Below are 25,005 nucleotides of genomic sequence, written 5' to 3'. Positions count from 1 at the left end.
CCAGACGGGAACGTTCCATGTCCAAACCGTCCGAAACGACAGCGCAGAGCCGCAGCAGGCTCGGCGCGCTACTGGTCTCACCGGCACTCGTCTTGCTCGCCGCCGTCATCGGTTACCCGATCGTCGCCGCGCTGGTCACCTCGTTCCGCACCGATCCGACCCTGCGGGACGGGTTCTTCACCACCGGCGGGGAGTTCGCGGGATTCTCCAACTACCTGCACTGGCTGGGGCAGCAGTGCGGCGACACGTCCTGTCCGCCGGGGACGCTCGGTGACCAGTTCTGGACCTCGGTCCTGGTCACGCTGTTCTTCACGGTGGTCACGGTGTCTCTTGAGGTCGTCCTCGGTCTCCTGATGGCCGTCGTCATGAACCAGGCGTTCGCCGGACGCGGTTTCCTCCGCGCCGTCGTCCTGGTGCCCTGGGCGATCCCGACGGCCGTCACCGCGAAGCTCTGGTTCTTCATGTTCGCCTACGACGGCATCGTCAACCGAGCCCTCGGCACCCATATCCTGTGGACGGACGGTGCCTGGTCAGCACGGGTGGCTGTCATCATCAGCGACGTGTGGAAGACGACGCCGTTCGTCGCGCTGCTGTTGCTCGCCGGTATGTCGGGCATTCCCGGTGCGCTCTACGAGGCCGCCCGCATCGACGGCGCCTCCACGTTCCAGCGCTTCCTGCGGATCACCCTGCCGCTGATACGGCCGGCGCTGCTGGTCGCCATCGTGTTCCGCGTGCTGGACGTCCTGCGCATCTACGACCTGCCGGCGATCCTCACTCAAGGCGGTGGCGGTGATGGGCACGCGACCACGACGCTGTCGATTCTCACGGTCCGGCAGATCCAGCAAGGCTACGGCGGCGCGTCAGCCCTCTCCACGCTGACTTTCGTGCTCATCTTCGGTGTCGCTCTGGCGCTTGTCCGGGTGTTCCGGGTCAACCTCGTCCAGTCCGAACAGCATGGGATGTCCTAGTGATGACGACAGCCGAATTCTCGAAACACACGTGGAAGACGCGCCTTCGGCGGACGCGGCGGCCACTGTGGCTGTACGCCGGCGCGGCCGTCATCGTGCTCTGGTGCCTGGGCCCCTTCTACTGGATGGTGGTCACCGCGTTCCGGGACGTCGGCCACACCTTCGACGCCACCCCGTGGCCGGCGCACCCGACGCTGGACAACTTCCGGGCGGCGTTCGACACGAGCGGAGGCGACCACTTCGGACGGGCGCTGCTCAATAGCATGGTTGTCGCGTGCGCGTCGACCGCGCTGGCTCTGCTCATCGGGGGCCCGGCGGCGTACGCGCTGGTACGGCTGCCGATGCGCGGCAAACCGAAGATCTTGGCGGCCGTGCTGTGCGCGTCGATGTTCCCCGGCGTCGCCATCCTGACCCCGATGTTCCAGCTGTTCACCGACATCCGATGGCTGGGGACGTACCAGGCGCTCATCGTCCCCAACATCTCCTTCGCCCTGCCCCTGGCCCTCTGGATTCTCACCAGCTTCTTCGCCGCGATGCCCTGGGAGTTGGAGAAGGCGGCGCTCGCGGACGGCGCGACCCCGGCCCAGGCGTTCCGCAAGGTCCTGCTCCCGCTCGCGGCGGCCGGTCTGTTCACCACTGCGATCATCGTGTTCTTCTCCGCCTGGGATGAGTATCTGCTGTCCAGCCTGCTGTCGAACGGGAACCCCGACGTCGCGCCGGTGACCGTGGCGATCGCCAACTTCGCCGGTTCCCAGCCGCACCAGATCCCCTATACGGCGATCATGGCGGCCGGGGCCATCGTGACGCTCCCCCTCATCGCCGCCGTCCTCGTGTTCCAGCGGCGCATCGTCACCGGCCTCACCGCGGGCGCCTTCAAGTAGGACACACGAGCCGGTCAGGCGAGCGGAGGGCGAACAGCCCGGAAGGGCTTGGCCGGGTCCGCCCGCAGGCGAGATCGTGAAGGTGCCCCGGTTCGATGGACAAGCGTCGGCGGCTCAGGAGCGCGGCCTGCAGGCGTGACCAGAACGACTCCATCAGGTCGTGCCACCGAACGTGCGTCGCCCGTCGGCCGTCCGCGATCGCCGTGCCCAGCCTCGCGCTCGTCACCGTCCCGCGGACCGTCGTCTGGTTCACGCCGGTGCCCCTGATCAAGCTCCTGCTCTCCTGGCTGGAGCCCGGGGGAGGGGCCTCAGGCGTACCAGTCCGCGGCGATCTCGTGGAGTGCGTTGCCCTTCCCGCGGGTGGACACGCCCAAGGTGAGGACGGCCGAGATGCTCTGCGGGTCGTTGAGCAGGCAGAAGACGTGGAATGAACCGCCGTCCGCGGTGCGGAACCCGTACGGGCGGCTGTAGGACTGGTAACCCATGTACGCGCCCTCGGAGACCGTGCGGTAGGCGCGCCTGCTGTAGTTGTCCTCGGCCAGCCGGTAGCCGTTCCGGCCCTCCTGGTCGTGCCTGTCGTAATCCCAGAACACCATGTACTCCTGGGCGACCTGCTTGCCGATGCGGGCCGGCATGGCGGTGACGTAGCCCTCGGCGTCCCGCCGCGGCTCGGGCACCCGCTGACCCTGGTGCAACGGGCTCTTGGCCGCGAGCTTGAACGCTCCGCCCTCGGGGCGCCAGAACGCCAGAATGTGCGGGCGGTCCTGGCCCGCGTACGTGGCCTGGAGGAGGAACCACTGTCCGTCAGGAATCGTCTGCTCGCGGGGGACGTAGTAGACATGCCCGGTCAGGCGGATCGCTTCGCGCTTCTTCCTCCTGTCGCCGTCCTTCACGGCCCACCGGTCGATCACCGCTTCATGCCTGGTGCCGTCCCAGAACAGTCTGTCGATCGCGGATGAATCGTCCCACCAGTCGCGGTCCTTGACCGTCCGGTTGTGGTCAGCCAGCCAGTTCGCGGCGCCCCGCTTGGCGTCTGCGATCGTGAGGCCGGTGGCGACCGGTGACGTCGATGGCGTGACCGGGGACGACCCGCGGGCGAAGGCGGTCGGCCGAGCCTGCTCGGTGGGCGGCGTGAGAGGCGGCAGCCCGCAGCCCGCAGTGGTCACCGCCAGGAGGGCAAGGGCGATGAGGGACGTTGTGCGCACGGTTGCTGATGCTTTCGGGTAGAGCGATGCCGCGGGTCAGCTTTGACCGGGATCGGCGGAGGGCGACGCGGGGGCGCCGGCGACCTCGAAGGGGGGAATCGACCCGGCCGAGGCGCTGATCAGAGATCACCTAGTGTTCCCACGTCGTGTCCGGCGATGTCGCCACCATGCCGTCACCGCGCCTCCGTCCTGGCCAGCGGAACACACTATCAGGGTGCTGACCTGGGTGGCGGCCGGCCCCGGGGCACTCACGCGGGCCGAACGCCGGCTCCGCCATGACGGGGCCGCCCGCCGACCTCGTCGAGGTCTTCGCCCAGCCGGTTCCAGCGCTGACGATCTGTGAGCTGCCCGGCGTGCCGTACCTGCGGGAGCTCGCGCTCGCGAAGCGGGCCAAGCCGACCGCGACCTGCGCAGCGACCTGGTCAGCAGCGGCGACCTGACCGACGAGGAGCTCGGCGGGGTGGTCGCCGCCACCGGTATGCGCGGCGTGCTGAGGACGTGGAGCTCGGCGGCAGGCAACTCAAGGCGGGCGACACGGTCGTCATCGCGATCAACGCCGCCAACAGGGATCCGGCCAGGTTCTCCGACCCCCACGTGCTCGATCTGCGCCGCTCAGCCGCCGGGCATCCGGCCTTCGGCCACGGTAGCTAGCCCACGACGTCGTACGTGTATCCGGTGCTGAGGCGGTAGGGGTAGGAGCCGCGGCAGACGGCCGAGGACAGCTGGCGCGGGCCCTGCGCCAGACCTCCATAGATGCGTGTGCGGTCGGAGTCGGTGTTGTTCTTCTTGTAGCACCAGGTACTGACCTGGAACTTCCAGGTCGTCGTGCACTTGAGAGTGACCAGGCCGTACTTGCCGGTCTTGTTGCTGGTGGCAGAGCAGGACGCGGCGCTGCCGCTCCGTGCGGTGGCGCCGGCCGGCGCGGCGGTCACGCCGGCGGCCAGGGCGACGGATACGGCGAGGAGTCCAAGGGCGCGAAGGCGGGTCATCTGATCTCCAGACGGTGATGGACCGGATCGGGACAGACACCATCGAATCCCAGAGCTCTATGAAAAACCTATGAGCTCGCTATCCCGTGCCCGGCCTGTCCCGTCGCGGGCAGGTGCCGGCGGCCGGCTGAGGTGAGCTCTCCGGCCCCGCCTTGTGCACCGGATGCCGGCCGGGAGCGTACGCGGAGGACTGCATCGTGAACAGGCCGGCGTAGGTCCGGCCGGCCGCCATCAAGGTGGCGTGATCGCCGACCTCGGCCACCCGGCCCTCGTCGAGGACCACGATGAGGTCGGCCATGCGGACGGTGGACAGGCGGTGCGAGACGAACACGGTGATCGCGCCCACCGACCGGCCGACGCGCCTGGCCTGCGCGGCGTACCGTTCGAACACGGCGTCCTCGGCCTCCGGGTCGAGGGCCGAGCCGGGCTCGTCCAGGACGAGCAGCAGGGGGGTCTCCCGCATGAACGCGCGGCCCAGGGCGAGCTTCTGCCATTGACCGCCGGAGAGTTCGACGCCGTCGGCGTACGACCTTCCCATCTGGCTGCTCAGGCCGTGCGGGAGGAGGGCGACGACGTCGGACGCGGCGGCGCGTTCCAGAGCCGCGGCCACCACGGCATCATCGGCGATCCTCGGCAGGTCGCCCAGGCCGACCGCCTGCCGGGCCGTCAGCTCGTACCGGACGAAGTCCTGGAAGCCGGCCGAGACGCGCAGCCGCCACGGATCGGGCGCCACCTGCCGCTGGTCGACGCCGTCGAGCAGGATCCGGCCGCGGGTGGGCTGGTAGAGCCCGCACAGGAGCTTGACCAGGGTGGACTTGCCGGCGCCGTTCTCGCCCACCACGGCCACGGTGGCGCCGGCCGGGAGGACCAGCCGGACGTCCGTCAGCACCGGCCTGGTCGTGCCGGGATAGGCGAAGCTCACGTCCTCCAGGGTGATCCCCCGATCGAGCCGGTCCGGTGGGCCGTGACCGCCGGCCGCCGCCGGCTGTCCTCCGACCGTTGCCTGCTCTGCGAGGGCGGCTGCCAGGTCGGCCAGCCGCCGGTGCGCGGTGGCCATCCTGTGCAGGTCCTGCATCAGCCGGACGGCGGTGGTGACCTGCTGGTTGACCTGTACGGCCAGCACCACGACCAGGACGACGCCACCCGCCGAGGCGCCCCCGGAAACCGCGCTCCTGACGGCGACGAGCACCGCGCCCGTGTACCCCGCCGCGAACGTCACCAGTCCGGCGGCACGGACCACCGTGGCGGTGAGCTGCCCTCGCCACAGGCGCCGGGTGGCGGTCGCCCACAGCCGGGCGTGGCGGTCGCGCAACTCCTCTCCCAGCGCCGAGACCCGCAGCTCGCCACCGTGGCGGGCCGTGGCCGTCAGGCGGAACAGATTGAGCGCGATGCGGGTCGGCTCGGCCGAATCCTGCCGGGCGCGGTCCAGGGCCCGGTCGGCGACGCGTCCGGCGACCAGCGGCGGCACCACGGCGAGCGGGAGCAGCAGGAGCAGCGCGCTCACCCGGGCCAGCAGGATCCCGGTGCAGGCCATGGCGATCGCGAGGCCGGCGGCGTTGACGATCGCGCCGAGACCGGTGTGGAAGCGGCGGCTCTCCCGCTGCAGCACGGTGAACGTGTCCGCGTGTTCGGGCCGGTCGTGGTGGGCGGTCCCGGGCGTCCCGTTGGACAGCGCCGCCAGCCGCAGGTCGAAGTCGATCTCGGCGAGTTCGGACAGCTCGAAGTACGCGATGTGCGCGAAGTGGCCGAAGGTCAGCGACACGATGGCGAGAACGGCGACGCCGGCTCCGGCGAGCGCCGCGGCACCGGACCGGCCGGCGAGCACGTCGTCGGTCATCCGGCCCAGGCAGGCGGCCAGGAGCGGAGCGGCCGCCGCGCCGGCGAGCACCAGGGCGAACGCGGTCGCGGTCTTGCCGCGGTCCGCCCGCCAGGCGCCGCAGACCAGGTGCCGCACCGTCCGGAAGACCTCTCTCACGTCGGGTCCCCGGTGCACTCGGCGAAGCGGTGGGCCTGCAGGCGGAACAGGTACGCGTACCGGCCGTCGAGCGCCATCAGCTCGTCATGGCTGCCCTGCTCGACGCGGCGGCCGTCGGCGAGAACGACGATGAGGTCGGCCCGGCGTACGGTGGCGAACCGGTGCGAGATCAGCACAGTGGTCGCACCCTGGGTGAGCTCGGCGAACTCGTCGAAGAACCGGGCCTCGGCGCGGACGTCCAGGCTCGCGGTGGGCTCGTCCAGGACGATGACCGGTGAGCCGTGCCGCAGCGCGAACAGCGTGCGGGCCAGGGCGATCCGCTGCCACTGCCCGCCCGACAGGTCCCCGCCGCCCGACAGGTGCCGGGCCAGCGGCACGTCCAGGCCGCCGGGCACCGCGTCCAGCATGGCGGACACGCCTGCGGTTCGCGCGGCGGCCTCGATCCCGGCCCGGTCGCCCAGCGCGTCGACCGCGCCGAAGCCGATGTTCTCCGCCGCGGACACCTCGTACCGGGCGAAGTCCTGGAAGACCACGCTCAGTTTCCGGCGCCAGGCCGCCACCGGATAGGACGCGATGTCGGTGCCGTCGGCGCGGATCGTGCCGCTGTCGGGGTCGTACAGCCGGCACAACAACTTCACCAGCGTGGACTTCCCCGCGCCGTTCATGCCGACGATGGCGGTGCACCGGCCGGCCGGGATCGTCAGGTCCAGGCCGTCGAACACGAGCCCCGGCCCTCCCGGATAGCCGAAGCGGACCTGGTCGAACCGGATGGCCTGCACCGGATCCGGCACCGCCCCGGCCGCGGTCACCGTCCCCGGGCCGGCCGGGTACGCGTCGAGCCGGGCGACGAGGCGCTCGACGGCGTCGTGCGCCCGCAGGCCGACCTCGGTCTGCAGGTCCGCCTCGGAGTAGTGCTCGCCGAGCCGCACCGCGCCCAGGGCCGCCTGCACGACGATCAGGAAACCGACCAGGGTGAGCCGGTCCGCCGCCGTCGTCCCGACCGCCCAGAACACGGCGACGGTGACGGCGACGCCCGCGGCCGTGAACCAGACGAAGGGCCACACGTACGCGCGCCGCCGGGCCGCCCACAGGGGCCGCAGCCACGCGCGGTAGGCGTCCTCCAGCAGGCCGGACAACCACCCGATGAGCCCGAACACCCGGATCTCCTTGCCGGCGGCGGGCTCGATCACGAGCCGGCGAAGGTAGTCGATCCGCCGTTCCTCGTCCGCCAGCGCGACCCGCGCCTGCGCGTAGCGGCGCAGCCCGCCCCGCTGCCCGTGGCGGAACAGAAGCACCACCCCGGCCAGCCCGAGCGCGGCCCACCAGGAGAACACCGTGCCGATGGCCACGAGGCAGCAGCACAACTCGGTTGCGCGAGCGAGCAGGGCGAGCGCTCCGGCGCAGGCCTGCCCCGGGCTCTGGACCCCGTACTCCAGTTCCCGCGACGCCAGCCGCAGCGCGTCGAGAACCCGCTGATCCTCCAGGGCCGCGATGCCCCGGGGGCGAAGGGCGGCCGCCATCAGCCGGTCGTACATGAGGCCGTCCACCCGGCGCGCCGCGAGCTCACCCAGCGATTCCTGCAGCGGAGAGAGGACCTCGCGCAGCAGGAACGCAGCCGTGGCGACCGCGAACGCGGCCGGCAACCGGTCGAACGCGGGTGACCCGGTGCCGCCGGACATAGGGCCGGACACTGCTGCGGGCACCTCCGCCAGCAGGTGGCCGGCGGCGACGACGAAGACGACGGGCAGCGCGCCGAGCGCCAGGTTCACCGGCACCATCACCGACAGCAGCGCCGGCCCCACGCGCGGCACCAGCCGGACGACCCGCCACTGCGAACCCGGGTGCGGCGCCCCGCTCACGCCTTCCCGGCCAGGTAGTCCGCGCATGACGGCACGTCGAGGAAGCGGGCGACGTCGTTGAGGTTGAACGGGTTGATGGTCGGCAGCGGCAGGAGGAGCCGGGTGAGTGGCGTGCCGTACTTGTCGGCGATGTAGCGGTAGTTGAGGGCGCAGCTCGCGATGTTGTCGTCCGCCTTCTTCTCGTGCGGGTAGTGGATGGAGCTCGCCTGCCGGTTCAGGACGAACCGGGCTCCGTCGCGGTGCAGCCGGTAGGCGAGGTCGATGTCCTCCCCGCCCCAGGTGCGGAAGGCCTCGTCGAACGCCCCGACCGAGCGCAACTGGGCCGTCCGGGCCGAGGCGTTGCAGTTCCAGTACACCGTCCAGGGCGCGGGCAGGTCGCCGATCCTGTCGTCGTGCCGGACGTAGAACTCCTCCCGGAGATCCAGCCGCCCGTCCTCGGCGAGCCGGACGATGCTGGCGTCGGGGTCGGTGACGTCGACCCTCCGCTCGATGCGCTCGGCGTCCTCGTTGTCCAGGTTGAAGCCGTAGACGTACCCCACGACGGCCGTCGGGCCTGGAGCGGAGGCGTGGCTGTCGAGATGGGCGCTGAGACAGCGGGAGTGGGCCAGTACCCCTGAGTCGATGAAGACGCAGATGTCGGCGGTCGCGTGTGCTATCCCTACGTTGCGGGCGGCGGCGAGCCGGTAGCCCTGGTCCTCCTGGTAGTGGTAGGTCACCGCGAGCCGGTCGCGGTACCGCTCGACGACCGCGGCCGTGCCGTCGCTGGATCCGTCGTCCACGACCACCACCTCGAACCGGTCGGCCGGCAGGTCCTGGCGGGTCAGCGCGTGCAGGGTCCAGTCGAGCAGGCGGGCGCGGTTGTACGTGGGGATGATCACAGAACACGTGAGGGAGTGGTCCATGGCTGTCCGTCCTTGATCGGTTCGGGGATCGCGGCGCTGATCGCCGTGACGAAGCGGTCGACGCGGGTACGGGTCACGCCCGGGGTGCAGACGATGTGGCTGATCCCGCGGACCACCGGAAGCGCCCACGTCTCGAGGACGGTGTGATGGGGCGTCGGGAACACCACCGTGCGGGCACGGCGGTGCGCGCGCCACGCCGGCCACCCGGCGGCGGCGAGCCGGCGCTGGGCGTACTCGGCGGTGGCCTGCCCGGCCTGTGCCAGCTCCCGCAGGCCGCTGATCCCACGTTCCTTGAGGAGGTACCAGAGGATCAGGGCGGCATGCCCGTTGCGGGAGCTGGTCAGCGAGTCGGAGGCGCCGCACAGCAGGTCCGAGGCGCTCGGGCTCCGCCCGGGGTCGATCCTGGTCAGGACGACTCCGCAGGGGAACGGCGCGCCGAGGAACTTGTGGCCGCTGATCGACAGGCTGTCGGCCCCCTGGGCGTGCAGCCCGAACACGGGACGGCCCTCGGCGTGCAGCGCCAGCGGGATGCCCGACATGGCGGCGTCGGCGTGGAGATGGGACTGCTTGCCGGCGGCCGACAGCGTGACCCGGATGCTTCGCACGTCGTCCACGGCCTCGGTCAGCGTGGTGCCGATCGTGACCACCACGATCGCCGACGGGTGCGGGTCGGCCACGAGCCGCCGCATGAGGGCGGTGTAGTTCATCTCGCCCTGGATGTCGGTCGGCACGGCGACGTTCTCCATGCGCAGCATGCCGGCGCTGCGGGCCACGCAGGGGTGCGCCGCCCTGGAGTGGTAGACCTTCGCCCCTGGATGCGCCGCCCGCGCGAGCCACAGGCCGTGCAGGACGCCTTCGCTGCCCCCAGAGGTCACGTGGCCCCACCGCCGGGCCGGGCCGGCGCCGAACAGGTCGGCCAGGTCCTCGACGAGCTCGCGTTCGAGGTCCTTGGTGTGCCAGGGAAAGACCGGGTCGACCTCGGGGTCGCCGTAGTTGTTGAGCTCATGCGACAGGAAGGGCACGAGCGACTGGGGAAAGGCGGCCGACCAGCCCGGGAAGCCGACCTTGTGGCGTTCGGCGGCGGCGAGCCGGCGCAACCGGTCGGCGACCGTGTCCGCGAGCGGGTCGCTGCTGCTCAGGGTGGTCACCGGGGGCCCTTCGGGCGGAGCGCGGCCTGCTCGCGCACGGGGCTCGACGCGGCCACGAGGCCGGCCACCGCACCGAACGGGTCGAACTCGGCGATCTCCGCGCGCAGCCGCCCGGCCGCCGCGCGGTAGCGGGCGTCGCCGAGCACGGTGGTGACCGCCCGACGGACCTGCTCCGGCCGGGGGCGCCCGGTACGCAGGTCGAGTCCCGCGCCGCTCCACTGCACCCGGGCCGCCACCTCGGGCTTGTCCTCCGTGTCGCCGGCGACGACCAGCGGCACCCCGTTCCGCAACGCGGCATGCACGCCGCCGTAGCCGCCGTTGGTGACCAGGACGCTCGCCGGCGGCAGCAGCCGGTCGAACGGCACGTAGCCGGCGATGACGGCGTTGCCGGGGATCTCGGGGAGCAGGCGAGCGAAGTCCTCCGGGCCGTCAGGGCGGGCCGTCGCCGCGACGACCGTGACGTCGGTGGCGGCGAGCCCTCGCACCGTCGGCAGGATCAACTCCGAAAGGTCCTCGTTGGCCAGCGTGCCCTGGGTCACCGCCACGACCGGGCGGCCCGCCGCGGCGGACTCGGGCCACCACTCCGGCGTCACGTAGGAGTCGCTCGACGGTTGCGGCAGCGCCCCGACGCACCGGAACGAATCGGGCGCGTCCGAACGCGGGTACTCGAAGCCGGGCACGGTCAGCTGGAGATAGTGATCGGGCCCGGTGACCGCACAGTCGAAGATGAACCCGGGCAGGTCACAGCCGATGGCCCCGAAGACGCTCGCGACGTCCTTCTGCAGGCCCGCGTACGCGTCGAGCGTCTCGGCGTTGAGCCGGCGGTTCCGCGCACGTCCCTCGGGGCCGCCGAGATACGGAATCCCGGGCCCGAACGGGGGAACGTCGTCGCTCAGCAGCATGGGGGGAAGGACGCCGAGGCAGATCGTCGTCGGCCGGATGGCGCTCGGCGGTCGCAGGGACACCGGCAGGGCGCCGAGGAAGACGGTGTCGTGCACGAGCACGCTGGCGGGGAAATGTTCGAGCAGGGCCTGGATCTGACGGTATTGCGCGGCCGCCGCGTCCGCGAACACCCGCTTCCAGAAGAAGGTGTGGTGCTCGTATCCCGTGCCCGCGTCGGCGAATTCTGGAAATGCGGCGGACATGTGCCGGTCGTCGAAGTCCGCTTCCTCGGGGAGCGCTTCAAAACGCGTCCCGCCGGACATCACGGCCTCCTCGAAACGTGAACCCGTGACGAAGAGCACGTCGTGGCCGCGGGTTTGGAGGTTTTTCGCGACCGTGAGCAAGGGGGTTACGTGACCGTGGAAGGGTGTCGCCGCGAACAGGACTTTCGCCATCGGGGCTCCAGGAGTGCGGGGACTTGCGGCACTGGTCGGTGCATCGGGGCAGCGGTTCTCTCCGTCGGCCAGGGGCGTTCGCGCCGCGAGCCCCGGCCCGGTGCCCGAGAAGGGGCGCCGGCCATGCGGGCCGGACGCACGCCATTGCGCCCCGACTCAAGCTGGTTGAGATGCATAACAATGATTGTTAGTCGCGTTTCGAGCGCAATATAATGTCGTGGGAGCGCTCCCGCAAGACCGGATTCCGTCAGGCGGAATAGAGAGCCGGGGGTGATGAGTTGGCGGCGGATGCCGGTTCGCCGCGGACGGATCCGAGATGCGCCGACAGGCGCCCGGTGCGCCAGGTGCGTCGAGACCGCGGTTTCGCGGGACACATCCGGTCCGGTCCGAATACGGTGACTCGTTGACATTCGGCCAAGCCCGTAAGCCTTCGGGGGTCACTTCATGCGCACCGCAGCCGCAGTCCTCTCCTTCGTGCTCGCCATCACCATCCTGCCCGTCCGGCCCGCCACCGCCGCGGTTTCCGCCTCGCCGCTGCCGGGCGGCAAGACCTCCTATGTCGTCTCACAAGGTCATCTGAAGGCCGCCTCCCGGCAGAACTGGGTCCGCCTGGGCAGCTACCGCTTCGCCGCCAACGGCACGGTGAGCGCCGCCCTGTACCTGTGGTGGCAACGTCATCCCAAGGCCAGGCAGCGCACCGGCACCGTCCCCGACCCCAGCTGCACCACCAAGGCGGGCGGTGCCGCGTCGCGGCCCCGCGCCTGCGAGGTGCTCACCGCCGGGGGCTTCACCGGCGGCCCGAGCGAGAAGCGCACGGGGACGTACACCGTGGCGGGCGACGTGCTCACGATCCGGTGGAAGATCGCCCAGACGTGGACGGAGCAGTGGTACGTGCGGCGCTCGCCCGACGGCAGGCTGGCCCGCCTGGACCTCAAGCGGAGCACGCTGGCCACCCACGGGTACGCCTACGGCAGCAACGCCGCGCTCGGGACCCGTCGCGCGATGAGCTCGGTCAAGGCGTTCCGCGGCTCGCTCAGGCAGGACCTGACGAGCTGGGCGAGCGGCAAGCTCGTGAACTCCGCCGATCAGCCGTTCGGCTACTCCGCCTTCCGCGCCTGCACCGGCACCACCTCGTGCCTGACCTACCTGCAGCCGTCCTCGCGCGGCGCGTGCCAGAAGTCCGGCGGCTGCCCCAAGTACGGAGGCGGGACGCGCTCCAACATCAGCTCCATCCAGTACTACCTGACGATGATCTCCAAGTCCGACCGCCGTGACACCCTGTGGCACTGGTGCACCTGCCTGGCGATGGAGCGCCGTGAGTTCTGCTACACCGGCAACTCCCACGTCAAACCGCTCATGCAGATCATCGACGACAGGGGAGCCTTTCGCGGCTGGGTCGGCGCGGAGGCCTCCTTCTCGACCGGCTCCCGGGCCACGGACATGCTGGCGGTGCTGCGCGTCTCCGACTTCCGCTGACCGGTCCGCACCTCGCTGAGCTCCCGGGGCGCGGGCCCGACCTGTGGCGCTACCACGAGCTGTCGCCGGTCAGGGACCGCGGTCGGCGTCTCCCGGGCTGCGGCTGGAGATCACCCGGCGCGAGTGCGTGGCGTCGGGCACGGACCTGCACCTGGTGGATGGTCTGATCAGCGACGCGGGGCGGATGGCCGGCGAGCTGGTCGCGGTGGCGTCCGGCATCAGCGTGCCCAAGCCCTCCGGCGACGGGCACCGCGGTCACGGTCGCCGACGCCGAGCTGCTGGCCGAGCCAAGGGAGCTCGCGGCCCTGGCGGTGGACGCGCACCTGGTCTGACATATTCCCCTCTTTATTGGTAGCTTTAATCTCCTTAGGGCAGAAGGACCGAAGGAGACTTCCGTGACATCCGCGACGACGGACGCCACCCCACGCGACGGAACGAGGGGTGAGCCGCCGCTGCTGCTCGTCGACCGGGTCGCGATCGGCTACCAGCGGCAGGGCCGCCACGTGCCGGCGGTGGCGGAGGCCGGCTTCGAGGTGCGGCGCGGCGAGAAGATCATGTTGCTCGGCCCTTCGGGCTCGGGCAAGTCCACCCTGCTCAAGGCCGTCGGGGGATATCTCCGCCCGACGGCCGGCCGCATCCTCGTCGACGGGCGCGACACCCCGGAGCCAGGCCCGGACCGCGCCTTCGTCTTCCAGGAGTTCGACCAGCTCTTCCCGTGGCGCACGGTGCTCGGCAATGTCGTCCACGCGCTGCGGGTGACAGGCGCCGACCGGCGGCAGGCCCGGCGGCGGGCCGTCGAGCACCTGGAGCTCATGGGGCTGGGGGACGCCCTCGACAGCCATCCCCACCAGCTGTCGGGCGGCATGAAACAGCGCGTCGCGATCGCGCGGGCGCTGGCCATGGACCCCCTGATGCTGCTCATGGACGAACCCTTCGGCGCGCTCGACGCGCAGACCAGGGGACGGCTGCAGCGCGAGCTCGCCGGGATCGCCGCGCGCACCGACGTGACCCTGCTGTTCGTCACCCACAGCATCGACGAGGCCGTGCTGCTCGGCGACCGCGTGGTCGTGCTCGGCGGCCGTCCCTCGCGCGTCGAGGACATCGTCGACGTCTCCGGCCTGCAGCCGGACTCGCCGGGGTTCGCCGAGGCCCGGCGCCGGCTGCGTGCCCTGCTCGCGGAGGAAGGGGAGGACCTTGACGGCGCCGTCTTCGAGTGACGTGCTGGAGCCCGCCAGGAGGGAGCGGCCGGAGCCGGTCGCCCATCGCCGGTCGCCGCGCCTCTGGTCACGCCTGCCGAGCTGGGCCCGCCGGACGATCGTGTTCGTCGCGCTGGTCGGAGCCTGGCAGCTCTACACCTCGCTGTCCGGGGTGAGCCCGTTCGTGTTCTCCGGCCCCTGGGACGTGGCCACGGCGTTCGCCGACGGCTGGGCCGGCGGGGAGATCACCGGTTCCACCCTGACCACCATGAGGCTGCTCGGCGCCGGCGTGGGCATCGGGGTCGTGCTGACCGTCGTCCTCACCGTGCTCGCCGTCACCACGACGATCGGGAACGACGTCCTGACGCTGGTGTCGTCCATGGTCAACCCGCTGCCGTCGGTGGCGATCCTGCCCCTCGCGATGCTCTGGTTCGGGCTGACCGACACTGCGTTGATCTTCGTCACGGCCAACGCCGTGCTGTGGCCGATGACCGTCAACGTCAGCATGGGCCTGCGGACCACGCCCGCCACGCTCGTCATGGTCGGCCGCAACCTGGGCCTGAGCGGCTGGCGGCTGGCCCGCGACGTGATGATGCCGGCCGCGCTGCCGCACGCCATCGCCGGCCTGAAGACCGGCTGGGCGTTCGGCTGGCGCACGATCATCGCGGCGGAGCTGGTGTTCGGGGCCGCCGGCGCCGACGGCGGGCTCGGCTTCTTCATCAACAACTCCCGGTACTACGCCCGGATCCCGGACGTGTTCGCCGGGCTGGTGACGATCGCGTTGATCGGCATCGCGCTCGACCTGGTGTTCAACCTGGTCGAGCGGTACACGGTGACCCGCTGGGGCATGAGGGAGGGCACGGCGTGATCTGGACTCCGCAAGGCTCGCGTACGCCGGCGAACCGGCTCGCACCGCGACGCTACAGCCGCCGCGACGCCCTGCGCGTCGGCGCGGCCGGCGCCGGGCTGGCGGCGCTGGCCGCCGCGTGCGGCGAAGGGGGCGGCTCGGGTGGCTCCGGCGAGGAGATCAACATCTCGCAGGGCTCCGGGATCAGCTACGCCGCGCTCACCATCATGCAGGCCAACGGCTGGCTGGAGAAGGATCTCCCGGGACGTACGATCAACTGGAAGCTCGTCAGCGGCGGCGCGGCCACCCGCGACGGGCTGCTGGCCGGCCAGCTGCACGTCGGCTCCAGCGGCGTCGGCCCCTACCTCATCGGCTGGGACGCCGGCATCCCCTGGAAGATCGTCAGCTCCCTCAACGACATGCCCCTGTGGCTGGTGGCCAAGGACCCGCGCCTGCGCGGGCTGCGGGACTTCGAGCCCACCGACAAGATCGCCGCCGTCTCGCCGGGCTCCATCCAGTCCGTCATGTTGCAGAAGGCCGCGCGGCAGCAGCTCGGCGACGCCCACGCGCTCGACGGGAACATCGTCGCGATGGCCCACCCCGACGCGTTGCAGGCCCTGGTCGGCGGGCAGATCGCGGCCGCCTACACCTCGCCGCCGTTCCAGTTCCAGGCGGTGGAGCAGGGCGCGCGCAAGCTGGTCGACAGCTACGAGCTGTTCGGCCCGCACGGGTTCAACATGATGGTCGCCACCCAGGAGTACGCGGAGCAGAACGGCGACGTGATCGAGGCGGTGCACAGGAACATCGCCCGGGCCAGCGACCTCATCAGGAACTCTCCCGGCGAGGCCGCGCAGATCCTCTCCGAGGCCGAAGGGGGGAAGGTCTCCCCGGCCCGGTACGAGGAGTACCTGACGTTCGACGGCATCGAGTTCACCACGACGCCGCACGCCCTGCTGAAGCTCGGCGCCTTCATGAAGGAGGTCGGCGTCGTCAAGAAGACGCCCGCCGACTGGCGTGACGTGGTCTTCGACACGGTCAGGCAGGAGGACGGCTCCTGAACGTCACCAGGCGCCGCGGACAGGACCGCAGGCGGGGCGTACCGGTGGCGTGCTGCTAGGGTGCGGCGGATGAGCGGACGTGGAGTTCTTGTCACCGGAGCGTCGCGAGGCATCGGACGCGCGATCGCGGCGGCCTTCGCCGCCCAGGGAGATCGGGTCGCGATCCACCACCGCGACTCCGCGAAGGAGGCCCGGAGCCTGCTCGGCGAGCTGCCGGGCCGGGGCCATGTGGTCGTCCAGGCCGACCTGGCCGACCCCGACGGCGTGCGGCGCATGACCGACGAGGCGGCGCGCGCCTTCGGCGGCATCGACGTCCTGGTCAACAACGCCGGGGTCTTCCTCCACCACCCCGTCACCGAGATGTCCTACGAGCAGTGGCAGGACGCCTGGCGGCGGACGCTCGACGTCAACCTGACGGGCGCGGCCAACGCCACCTGGTGCGCGGTCCAGCACATGCCCGCCGGCGGCAGGATCGTCAACGTCTCCTCGCGCGGCGCCTTCCGCGGCGAGCCCGACAGCCCGGCCTACGGCGCGAGCAAGGCGGGGCTGAACGCCTTCGGCCAGTCACTGGCCATCGCGCTCGCCCCGCGGGGCATCGCGGTGGCCTCGGTGGCGCCCGGATTCGTCGAGACGGACATGACGAACGAGCACCTCAAGGCGCCGCGCGGCGACGCGATCAGGTCGCAGAGCCCGTTCGGGCGGGTGGCGCGGCCGGAGGAGATCGCGACGGCCGTGCTGTACCTCGCGTCGCCGTCCGCCGAGTGGGCCAGCGGCACGGTGCTCGATCTGAACGGCGCCTCATACCTTCGCTGACAAGCCACCCAAATCTCATAATCTCCGTTAATCAGGCGGTTATTGTGAATTTCTAGGGACACTTCGGAAACTCGTTTCGAGGGGGACGGCGTGGCCAAGGGGTGCTTGTACGCGCTGGCATCCGGCGCGGGATGCGCGGCGCTCGTCGTGATCGGCTTCGTCGCCTACGTCCACCTCGGATCAGGCGTCCTGCTCCTCGCCCTGCTGATGGCGCCCATCGGCCTGTGCGGACTGGTCGTCGCGCACGACGTCATGAACCACCGGGCCGTCAACGCCGGCGAGCGGCAGCGGCTCGCCCGCGAGCGTGACCGGGTCCGGCGTACCGTCGACCTCGTCACCGACCCCTCCCTCACCGACGTCGAGCGCCTGGCCGTGATCGACTGCTTCGTTCCGAGGCTGGGACGGAACCCGGCGCGGTCGCCGTACCGTGACAGGTTCGTGGCGGTGGACGAGCTGTCCACGCCGTCACGCGCCCTGCTGGAACGGGCCAGAGCGGCCGTCATGTCCGTCTACACCTCCCAGGTCATGCGGCGGCGGCTGCTGGACGACCTGGCCAACGAGACCCTGTTACCGAGGCAGCTCTGGGAGATCGCCATGCTCCTGCGGGTGCAGACGCACCTGCAGGAGGAGCAGGACGAGGCCCGCCAGGGACGCGTCACCCCCGAACTGCTGGCCGTGCTCGAACCCCAGCAGGAGGCCCTGCGCCGCTCCGTCGCGTCGGTGACGGCCAGAGTGGAGAGCCTGGAGCGGTACGCCGGTCGGGTCCAGGAGGCCGACGCCGCCCTGCGGGCCATGGACGCCCTGGGCAACAACCACAAGTACCGGGCCCTGCTGGCCCACACCGACGACACCGAAGGGCTGCGCGAGCTCGAAGCCCAGGGAGACACGCTGCAGGAGACCCTGACCAGGAGCGTCCGCGACGCCATCGAAGCGGGCCAGACCCTCGAGATCACGTGAGCCGGCGTTCCAGCAGGTGCGCTCCCCGGCCCGCCAGCAGCGAGCCGCACCACTCGCGCAGATCCGCCGGGTCGGGCCCGCGCGCCTCGCCCCCGGCCAGCAGGCCGGCCCAGTCGAGCAGGGACTCGGCCAGCATGAGCGGCACCCCACGCCGCTCGTGCACCTCGGCCGCCGCCTCGAAATGTTCGGCGGCCCGCCGCGGATCCCCCATGGCGACGCGCAGGTGCGCCAGATAGTGGTGCCCGCAGTGGTGCGCCACCGTGCCGTGCCCGAACGTCTCGCCGTCGGCGGCCAGCGCGTCGTACAGCTGCCCGGCCAGCTCGGGCCGCCCCAGCCTGGACGCGGCCACGGCCAGGTTGTCGAGAGCGGGCCGGTAGGCCATGTTCCGTGGCGGCTCGGCGCCCTGGTCGGCCAGGATGCGGTCGAGCAGGGGAGCGGCCCCCTCGTCGCCCAGCTCGCACAGGAAGCGCAGCACCGCGTGCACCGGGTCGACGCGCGGCGCCTGGGCGGCCCGCCGCAGCCGGTCGCCCAGCTCCCACAGCCGCCCCTGCAACCGCCGGATCTCGCCGATCTGCTCGGCGTAGATGGCCACGGCCTCCAGGCGGCGGCCGATCTCCGAACCGAGCCGCATGGCGGCCTCCGCCTCGGCCTCCGCCTGCGCCAGGTCGCCCTGCATGAGGGTCAGCCCGGCTCTGGAATAGCCGATCACCCAGTTGAGCTGGGGTTGCGCCAGCCGGCGCGCCAGCTCGTCGGCCTGGTCGAGCAGCGTCGCCGCCCTGGCCGCGTCGCCGCTGTCGAGCACCGGGGGCGTGCGCTGCACGTACGCGTGGAACAGCGCGAGGTCGTCGCCCGTCATGCGGGCGGCCTCCAGCATCTCGTCGCCGTCGCGGTGCCGCTGGTGCAGCGGGTCGGCGGGGATGATCGTCAGGCTGCGCAACCCCAGCACGCCGGCCAGCGTGCGCGGGTCGCCGGACTTGCGGGCCAGCGCCACCGCCTCGTCGCTCAGCGCGAAGCGCCGCTCGCCGTCGGGCGCCCAGATCAGCTCCGAGGCGAGCTGGGCCGCCAGCAGCGCCCTGGTGCTGACGTCGGTGGAGTCGACCAGCCGGCGCGCCTCGGTCAGCAGGGCGATGCGCTGCGTGTCGGGCGCCGCCGAGATGGTGGAGAAGCCGCGGTCGCCGCCGAGCGCGGCCATGACGATCAGGTCGTGGCGCTCGCACTCCCTGGCCAGGTCGGCCGCCCGCACCAGGGTCTGCCTGGCCTCCGGGTCGCCCGCCAGCCACATCGCCCTGCCGCACTCCATGAGCAGCTCCGCGCGCCGCTCCCGCGTCGTGCCGGGGAAGTCGCCGAGCAGGTCGAGCACCCGCTGGTACCACGTGACGGCCTCGCGGTGGGCCAGCCCGGCCAGCGCGTGTTGCGCCGCGCGCACCGCCGCCTCCGCCGCCGCGCGCACCCGGGCGGGGTCGCGGCCGTGTTCGGCGGCGGCCAGCAGGTGAGCGGCCACGACGTACGGCCGGGCCTCCATGGCGCCCGGGTCGGTCCGCGACAGCGCGTCGGCCACCCGGCCGTGCAGCAGCCCGGCGCGCGGCACGGACAGGTTGGCGTAGAGGGCGTTCCTGGTCAGCTCGTGCGTGAAGTGGCAGGAGCCGCCGTCGGACATGCTCACCAGGCCCGCGCCCATCGCCTCCTCGACGGCGGCCACGAACCGCGCCTCGTCGAGGTCGAGCCCGGCCCGCAACTCGGCCGGCTCCATGCGCTCGCCGACGGCCAGCAGGTTGACCAGGTCACGCGCGTCCGGAGGGAGCTGCGCCATGCGGGCCACGGCCATCCTGGACACCGAGTCGGGCACGGCCAGCGCGTCGAGGTCCTTGCCCGCGGCCAGCTCCCTCACCACCTCGCTGACCAGGAACGCGTTGCCGCCCGTGATCCGGTGCAGCCGCTCGGCGTCGCCGCCGGTGCGCAGCTGCGCCAGCGCGTGACCGACCTCGTCGAGGCCGAAGGCGGGGACCGGGATGACCCGGCTTTCCGCGGTCACCTTGTGCAGCTCCGGCATCGCCGACTCGACCGGCAACGGCCGCGACATGGCGAGGACGAGCATGGGCAGGGCGTCGGCGTCCCACATGAGGGCGTTGAGCATCTGCAGCGACTCCAGCGTCGCCCACTGCAGGTCGTCGATCACCAGCAGCACCGGTCGTACGGTGGCCAGGCGTTCGATCAGCGTGCGGGCCGCGGCCATCAGGTGGTAGCGCTCCGAGACGGGCTCGGTGGCGGGCGGCACCTCCAGCGACAGCGGCGGCGCGGCCAGCGACGGAGCGAGCCGGACGAGCTGGCCGCACTGCTGGTCGACCCCGGCCCGCAGCAGCAGCGCGGGTGAGGTGCGGGCCAGCCGTTCGACCGCGCCCGCGATCGGCTCGTACGCCTGCCGCGCCGGATCCGTGCACCGCCCCGCGAGCACCGTGAACTGCCGCTTGAGCGCCCGCCTGGCGACCTCGGAGGCCAGCCGGGTCTTGCCCACGCCCGGCTCGCCCTGCAGGATCACCAGCCCGCTGCCGAACTCGGCCGCCGCCAGCTCGCCGTCCAGCGCCCGCAGCTCCTCCTCCCTGCCGACGAAGGGCAGCACGTGGTTCTCGTCCAGCCACGGCGCCGGCCCGCCGCTCTGGTGGTGCTCGGCGCTCTGCCAGTGCAGCTCGTACGTGTGCAGCGGCTCCCGCAGCCCTTTGCCGGGCAGCCGCCCCAGGTCCTTGAACTCGTGCCTGCCCCGCCCCTGCGCCAGCCGGCGCACCAGGTCGGTGCAGAGCACCTGGCCGCCCTCGGCCAGCGCGACCAGGCGTGCCGCCTCCACCGTGGGCAGTCCGCTGACGTCGTCGCGCCCCCAGCACACGTCGCCGGCGGCGAGCGCAGCCCGGATGGAGATCTTCTCCGGGGCGCGCTCGTTCTCGTCGGCGACCGCCTGCTCGACCGCGATGATCGCGTCGAGCCCGGCCGTGGCCGAGTCGAACACCGCCATCAGCCCGTCGCCCAGGCTCTTGGTGAACGTCGAGCCGTTGGCGGTCACGACGGACTGCAGCAGCTGGTAGAGCCGGCGGAAGACGACGTTGGCCCGCTCCTCGCCCAGCCTGACGCGCAGGGCGGTGGAGCTCACCACGTCGGTGAACAGGATAGTCGCCGTGGTGAGCGCGCCGGGCGCGTGCGGGGGAGTCACGTGCCCGGCCCTTGCGGCGTCCGCCCTTTCATGGCCCGCACGGGCGCCCGCAATCTGCCGCGGACCTCCCGGCGGACCGCCCGGGTCGCCACCGCGGGGCGCGACTGCCTGATCCGCCAGGCGCGGGCCAGCTCTTCGGGGATCCGGAACGCCGCGGTGCCGTCGGAGTGGCGGTCGATCAGCGCGATGACGATGTGCCTGCCGGCTTTGCGCGTCAGCCGGCGGGCCACGCCGTCGACGGGGCCCGCCAGCCAGGAGTGCCGGTGCGCCGAACGTGCCGCCGCGAACAGGGCGGTGAACCACCATGCGGGCTTCGGCACCTGGAGCAGCTCGGGCACCTGGTCGGCACGGTGGGCGGCGTCGCGGAAGACCCAGTGCACCAGGCTGCGCGGCAGCTTGCGCCACCCGAGGGGCATGAACTCCTCCATCTCCGCCAGCAGCGTGGCCATCAGCCGGCGGCCCTCCTCGCTGGATTCGTAGAGGCGGCCGAGACGCTCGCTGACCGGCTCGACGTCGGCGAGCGTGAGAGGCCTGTCACGGCAGGCGTCGACGCCCATCAGATGGCCGAAGACGCTCCACGTGTAGAGGTGGGCGGCGCGCTCCTCCTCGGTCAGCACGACGCCCATGCGCTCCAGAGCCTCCCACGTCACCACCGAGAAGTCGAAGATGGTGGCCAGCAGCAGTTCCTGGTTGACCGGGGGCCCGTATCTCGCGGTGTCCCAGCGGTCGGCGTAGCGCTCGTCGACCACGGCGCGCACGAACGAGTGCAGGATGCGCAGCCCGATCGCCGTGGTGTGCCCGGGGCCACCGGGCCGCAGGCTGCCGGTCGCCCGCAGCCCCATCACGTCGATCAGCATCTGCCCCGTCTCGGCCACCCTCCGGGTGAGGCTGTGCGTGGCCAGGTTGGAGACGCCGGCCAGCACCTTGGCGCTGGACACCTCCACGTACGCCATCGGCAGGCACTTGCAGAACAGCGCGGCCGACTGGTAGAGCCCGTAGTCGGCGAACACGGCCTGCCCCCTGGCCAGCAACTCCTCGTCGTCGCCCCAGCCGGGCAGGTCCCTGGCGAAGTCGATGGCGTCGAAGATCTCGGAGGCGGGCGGCTCGCCCGAGGGCGCCCTCGCCTCCCGCTTGGCCTGCCCCAGCTCGGCGACCACGGCCTTGAGCAGCTCCAGCGGGCCGCTCCCCTCGGGCTGGGCCTCGAGATAGTCGGCGACCACCTTGTCGATGTCGGGATCCGCCTGCTGCCTCAGCTGCCGGAACCGTTCTTCCGGCCAGCGCTCGTCCTGTTCCGTCATGTGCCCCGTACTCCAGATTCGGTCAGAGGCCGCCCCGTTTGCGCAGAGCGGCGACATCCAGCAGCGTGATGGTCCGGCCTTTGACGGCGATGAGATTGCGCGACACGAGCGACTGCAGCGCCCGGTTGACCGCCGGTCGCGACGCGCCGATCAGCGCCGCCAGGTCGGACTGCGTCAGCCCCGGCATCTCCACCACGCCGTCGGCGTGGCCGTGCTTGTCGGCCAGTTGCAGCAGCAGCTTCGCCAGCCGCCCGCCGAGGTCGAGGAAGGCCAGGTCGGCCGCCTGGTCGGTGAGCCTGCGCACCATGTGGCCGAGCATGCGCAGGAACTCGTCGGCCAGCCCCGGGTGCTCCCGCATGAGCTCCAGCAGCCGCGCCCTGGGCAGCGCGAACACCCACGCCGCCCGCGCCGTCACGATCGACGCCGAGCGCGGCGAGCCGTCCAGCAGCGCCATCTCGCCGAAGGTGTCGCCCCTGCCCAGCATGTTGAGCACGATCTCGTCGCCGTGCTCGGTGGTGAACACCACCTTCACCAGGCCGTCCAGCAGGACGTAGAGGGACTCTCCCGGGTCGCCCTGGTGGAAGATGATCTGCCCCGAGCGGTATCTCCGCGCCAGCCCCGCCTGAGCCGTGCTCCGGATGCCGCTCTCTCCGAGCACGCGGAACAAGGGGATCTCCGCCAGCACGGTGGCGATCGCCTCGGCGTCGTGAGGGAGATGCCCTTTCATGCAAGAACTTTAGGCCGCATTCCGCGCCTGGACAGGGAGCCGCCGCCGATGCCTGGAATGTGACGAGGAACACAGCCGTACTGTGTCGTCCGGAACAGACCGGACAGATCACTCGACGCACGGTGGACCTGCCGGACGGGATTGGCCCCCCGAGTACCCGGACCGGCAGGGAGAAGACAGACATGCACGTGGAGACCATCGAGCGTCCCGGCACGGCCACGGCCGCGCTGGTGTCGGCCGCGCAGGACGGCGACGCGGCGGCGTGGGAGCGGCTGGTCGAGGAGTTCAGCCCCATGCTCAGGGCGCGCATCCGCAGGTTCAGGCTCAGCCACGAGGACGCCCAGGACGTGCTCCAGACCACCTGGCTGCTGGCCTGGCAGAACCTGAAGAGCGTGAGCGACGGCCAGCGGATGGCGGGCTGGCTGGCGACCATCGCCTTCCGCGAGTGTCTCAAGCTCACCAGGCGGACGAAGGAGATCTGCACGCCCGACCTCGATTCATTGGGCAGCACGGACGACGTCGACAGGGAACTGGCCAGGATCTGGCTGGCGGGCACGCTGGCCGAGCTGGTCGAGGAGCTGCCGGCGGCGCAGCGGGTCCTGTTCAGAGCGCTCACGGAAACCTCCGAGCCCCACTACGTGGACGTGGCACGCAGGCTGGGCAGGCCGGTCGGGAGCATCGGGCCCACCCGAGCCCGCTGTTTCGCGAAGCTGCGCGGGCTGCTCCAGGCTCGGGAGATCACCCGCGACTTCCTTGACTGACTCACTTCGTGTCCGGGCCGAGCGGGATCGCCTCCAGGAACGGCTCGAAGTCGAAGTGCTCCATCTCGTACGCGTCGGGATCGGTCTCCGACGGATAGCGGTAGACCCCGCGCGGACGGCCGAGCCCCGGGTTGCCGGCGAACATGTCGCCGACCGCCTGGGGGACCAGGCCGCGCTTCATCTCCTCCGCCAGGCCCTCGGAGATCTCCTTCGCGAACGGGGCGTCGTAGAGCGCGGAGACGGTCTGGTAGACGCGGAAATAGCTGACGATGAAGCGCATCCGGTCGCGGTAGGACACCCAGTCGGTGACGCCCGCCATGGACGCCTCCTGGTCCTCGGTGATGAACTCCTCGGCCAGCTTGCGCACCTTCTCGTTCCTGATCGGCGCCCACACCTCGGCCAGGTCGACGCCGGCGGGCGCGGTGAGCGGCCTGCCGACCCTGACGTCGCTGAGCGGCGTGCGCACCGCGAACATGTGGCGCGTGTAGAGTGAGGACCACGCCGACTCCAGCAGGCGCGTCAGCCACGGCTGGTCCTCGTGCCGCGCGCTGTAGAGCCGGAACCTGGGAAAGGGCCGCCGGGTCACCAGCGAGCGCAACGACCGCCACGACACCCGCGTCAGCCACCTGACGGGCCGGTAGAGCACGAGTTCCAGGGCCTTCTGCGCGCGTGCCTGCTCGTAGGCGGACAGCGCGATGTTGGCGCCCAGCATCAGCTCGGCCCGGTCCGCCGGGTCGGTGGCCTCCCGGGCCTCCACCAGCAGCTGCGCGGCGTCCTTCAGGTAACGCTCGTCGGCGTCGGCCAGCAGGTCGGTCAGGAACCGCGGCGGCGTCGGCGTCAGGCCCGACTCGGGGCTCACCCTGAGGTAGCGGTCGGGCGTGTCGTTCCACAGGTTGACCGCGAGGCTGGCTGTCTCCAGGAAGATGGCCCGGTTGGCCAGCGCCAGCCCGAGCCGGTAGCTGGGGCCGAGCAGGGTGAGCAGCGCGGCCCTGAACACCCGCATGAACCGCTGCGGCACTCCGAGCCGGCGCCCGACGTCCTCGATGAACGGCGAGCCGGGGCTGAGGTCCAGGCTCTCCCCGACCGCCTTGGACGTCCAGGTGGCGTAGCAGTACCAGTTGGTCGCGTCCCTGCCGAGGTGCGCGGCCAGGTCACCGGCGACGCGGTGGTAGCTGTGGGCGATGACCATCGCTTCGAGCGCCGGGCTCCGGTCCTTGTAGGCCGCGATGCGCAGCACGTCGTCCGCGGTCATCGGAGTGTCGGACATGGGGTCTCCCGTGTTGCTGGTCCCGTCGCCTCGAAGAGCGTGCTCCGGCGGCGTCGGATACGGTCGGCGGCCGGCTCTGCCCCGTGGCCGCCAGCCAGGAGCGTAGGAGCCGCCGCTTGCGACGGGCTTGCAGACGAATCGT

Annotated in this window: 22 protein-coding genes; 11 read left to right on the top strand and 11 right to left on the bottom strand. The window is 71.6% G+C overall.

The window, feature by feature from the left end:
- Positions 1–17 precede the first annotated feature (17 nt).
- Both ACZ6SA_RS26150 and ACZ6SA_RS26145 read left to right on the top strand, forming a co-directional pair.
- Positions 18–968, top strand: a complete 951-nt coding sequence (locus tag ACZ6SA_RS26150) for a carbohydrate ABC transporter permease (protein ID WP_347648976.1) — start codon at positions 18–20, stop codon at positions 966–968.
- A gap of 2 nt (positions 969–970) precedes the next feature.
- A complete protein-coding gene (locus ACZ6SA_RS26145) occupies positions 971–1,849 on the top strand; it encodes a carbohydrate ABC transporter permease (protein WP_465830992.1) in 879 nt (292 codons plus the stop codon).
- A gap of 308 nt (positions 1,850–2,157) precedes the next feature.
- Here the strand turns inward: ACZ6SA_RS26145 and ACZ6SA_RS26140 are convergent, their stop codons facing one another.
- Positions 2,158–3,054, bottom strand: a complete 897-nt coding sequence (locus ACZ6SA_RS26140) for a DUF8094 domain-containing protein (RefSeq protein ID WP_465830990.1) — start codon at positions 3,052–3,054, stop codon at positions 2,158–2,160.
- A 275-nt stretch (positions 3,055–3,329) separates the two neighbouring features.
- On the opposite strand from ACZ6SA_RS26140, the gene ACZ6SA_RS26135 reads away from it, so the two are divergent.
- Both ACZ6SA_RS26135 and ACZ6SA_RS26130 read left to right on the top strand, forming a co-directional pair.
- Positions 3,330–3,494 (top strand): hypothetical protein, encoded by a 165-nt coding sequence (locus ACZ6SA_RS26135; protein WP_465830988.1) that lies wholly within the window; start codon positions 3,330–3,332, stop codon positions 3,492–3,494.
- Between the two features lie 58 nt (positions 3,495–3,552).
- Positions 3,553–3,705 (top strand): hypothetical protein, encoded by a 153-nt coding sequence (locus tag ACZ6SA_RS26130; RefSeq protein ID WP_465830986.1) that lies wholly within the window; start codon positions 3,553–3,555, stop codon positions 3,703–3,705.
- Here the strand turns inward: ACZ6SA_RS26130 and ACZ6SA_RS26125 are convergent.
- The 6 genes from ACZ6SA_RS26125 to ACZ6SA_RS26100 form a co-directional block, all read right to left on the bottom strand.
- Positions 3,702–4,043 (bottom strand): hypothetical protein, encoded by a 342-nt coding sequence (locus tag ACZ6SA_RS26125; RefSeq protein WP_465830984.1) that lies wholly within the window; start codon positions 4,041–4,043, stop codon positions 3,702–3,704. The two genes, ACZ6SA_RS26130 and ACZ6SA_RS26125, sit on opposite strands and share 4 nt — an antisense overlap.
- Before the next feature lie 79 nt (positions 4,044–4,122).
- On the bottom strand, positions 4,123–6,018 hold the full coding sequence (locus tag ACZ6SA_RS26120) for an ATP-binding cassette domain-containing protein (RefSeq protein WP_465830982.1): 1,896 nt from the start codon (positions 6,016–6,018) through the stop codon (positions 4,123–4,125).
- Positions 6,015–7,904, bottom strand: a complete 1,890-nt coding sequence (locus tag ACZ6SA_RS26115; RefSeq protein ID WP_465830980.1) for an ABC transporter ATP-binding protein — start codon at positions 7,902–7,904, stop codon at positions 6,015–6,017. Before ACZ6SA_RS26115 ends, ACZ6SA_RS26120 begins: the two co-directional genes overlap by 4 nt.
- Positions 7,874–8,779 (bottom strand): glycosyltransferase, encoded by a 906-nt coding sequence (locus tag ACZ6SA_RS26110; protein WP_465830978.1) that lies wholly within the window; start codon positions 8,777–8,779, stop codon positions 7,874–7,876. The genes ACZ6SA_RS26115 and ACZ6SA_RS26110 overlap by 31 nt, the downstream gene beginning before the upstream one ends.
- Complete coding sequence (locus ACZ6SA_RS26105) at positions 8,752–9,927, bottom strand: pyridoxal-dependent decarboxylase (RefSeq protein ID WP_465830976.1); 1,176 nt, start codon at positions 9,925–9,927, stop codon at positions 8,752–8,754. Before ACZ6SA_RS26105 ends, ACZ6SA_RS26110 begins: the two co-directional genes overlap by 28 nt.
- Positions 9,924–11,264 (bottom strand): glycosyltransferase, encoded by a 1,341-nt coding sequence (locus ACZ6SA_RS26100; protein ID WP_465830974.1) that lies wholly within the window; start codon positions 11,262–11,264, stop codon positions 9,924–9,926. Before ACZ6SA_RS26100 ends, ACZ6SA_RS26105 begins: the two co-directional genes overlap by 4 nt.
- Before the next feature lie 444 nt (positions 11,265–11,708).
- On the opposite strand from ACZ6SA_RS26100, the gene ACZ6SA_RS26095 reads away from it, so the two are divergent.
- From ACZ6SA_RS26095 to ACZ6SA_RS26070, 6 genes are all read left to right on the top strand, one after another.
- The gene (locus tag ACZ6SA_RS26095) at positions 11,709–12,740 is read left to right on the top strand and encodes a hypothetical protein (RefSeq protein ID WP_465830972.1); all 1,032 of its coding nucleotides are present in this window, start codon (positions 11,709–11,711) and stop codon (positions 12,738–12,740) included.
- 395 nt (positions 12,741–13,135) lie between these two features.
- On the top strand, positions 13,136–13,957 hold the full coding sequence (locus ACZ6SA_RS26090) for an ABC transporter ATP-binding protein (protein WP_347648966.1): 822 nt from the start codon (positions 13,136–13,138) through the stop codon (positions 13,955–13,957).
- On the top strand, positions 13,935–14,804 hold the full coding sequence (locus ACZ6SA_RS26085) for an ABC transporter permease (RefSeq protein ID WP_465830970.1): 870 nt from the start codon (positions 13,935–13,937) through the stop codon (positions 14,802–14,804). Before ACZ6SA_RS26090 ends, ACZ6SA_RS26085 begins: the two co-directional genes overlap by 23 nt.
- Positions 14,801–15,841 (top strand): ABC transporter substrate-binding protein, encoded by a 1,041-nt coding sequence (locus ACZ6SA_RS26080; protein WP_465830968.1) that lies wholly within the window; start codon positions 14,801–14,803, stop codon positions 15,839–15,841. Before ACZ6SA_RS26085 ends, ACZ6SA_RS26080 begins: the two co-directional genes overlap by 4 nt.
- A 69-nt stretch (positions 15,842–15,910) precedes the next feature.
- Complete coding sequence (locus tag ACZ6SA_RS26075) at positions 15,911–16,654, top strand: SDR family NAD(P)-dependent oxidoreductase (protein WP_347648963.1); 744 nt, start codon at positions 15,911–15,913, stop codon at positions 16,652–16,654.
- 90 nt (positions 16,655–16,744) lie between these two features.
- Positions 16,745–17,611: a hypothetical protein gene (locus tag ACZ6SA_RS26070; RefSeq protein WP_465830965.1), complete on the top strand. Its 867-nt coding sequence runs from the start codon at positions 16,745–16,747 to the stop codon at positions 17,609–17,611.
- Here the strand turns inward: ACZ6SA_RS26070 and ACZ6SA_RS26065 are convergent.
- The 3 genes from ACZ6SA_RS26065 to ACZ6SA_RS26055 are packed head-to-tail and all read right to left on the bottom strand — an operon-like array spanning position 17,604 to position 22,835.
- Positions 17,604–20,810, bottom strand: a complete 3,207-nt coding sequence (locus tag ACZ6SA_RS26065; protein ID WP_465830963.1) for an ATP-binding protein — start codon at positions 20,808–20,810, stop codon at positions 17,604–17,606. The two genes, ACZ6SA_RS26070 and ACZ6SA_RS26065, sit on opposite strands and share 8 nt — an antisense overlap.
- Complete coding sequence (locus ACZ6SA_RS26060) at positions 20,807–22,108, bottom strand: oxygenase MpaB family protein (protein ID WP_465830961.1); 1,302 nt, start codon at positions 22,106–22,108, stop codon at positions 20,807–20,809. Before ACZ6SA_RS26060 ends, ACZ6SA_RS26065 begins: the two co-directional genes overlap by 4 nt.
- A 22-nt stretch (positions 22,109–22,130) precedes the next feature.
- The gene (locus tag ACZ6SA_RS26055; protein WP_347648959.1) at positions 22,131–22,835 is read right to left on the bottom strand and encodes a Crp/Fnr family transcriptional regulator; all 705 of its coding nucleotides are present in this window, start codon (positions 22,833–22,835) and stop codon (positions 22,131–22,133) included.
- Between the two features lie 182 nt (positions 22,836–23,017).
- On the opposite strand from ACZ6SA_RS26055, the gene ACZ6SA_RS26050 reads away from it, so the two are divergent.
- Positions 23,018–23,596 carry an RNA polymerase sigma factor gene (locus tag ACZ6SA_RS26050; RefSeq protein ID WP_347648958.1) on the top strand — a complete coding sequence of 193 codons (579 nt, stop codon included), beginning with the start codon at positions 23,018–23,020 and terminating at the stop codon, positions 23,594–23,596.
- 1 nt (position 23,597) lies between these two features.
- Here the strand turns inward: ACZ6SA_RS26050 and ACZ6SA_RS26045 are convergent, their stop codons facing one another.
- Positions 23,598–24,863, bottom strand: coding sequence for a hypothetical protein (locus tag ACZ6SA_RS26045; RefSeq protein ID WP_465830959.1), 1,266 nt, complete (start codon positions 24,861–24,863; stop codon positions 23,598–23,600).
- Between the last annotated feature and the right edge of the window lie 142 nt (positions 24,864–25,005).

This window comes from Nonomuraea sp. NPDC049378, from assembly GCF_055586745.1.
Note: the sequence above shows the minus strand (reverse complement) of the source record. Positions and strands in the feature narration are given on the sequence as shown.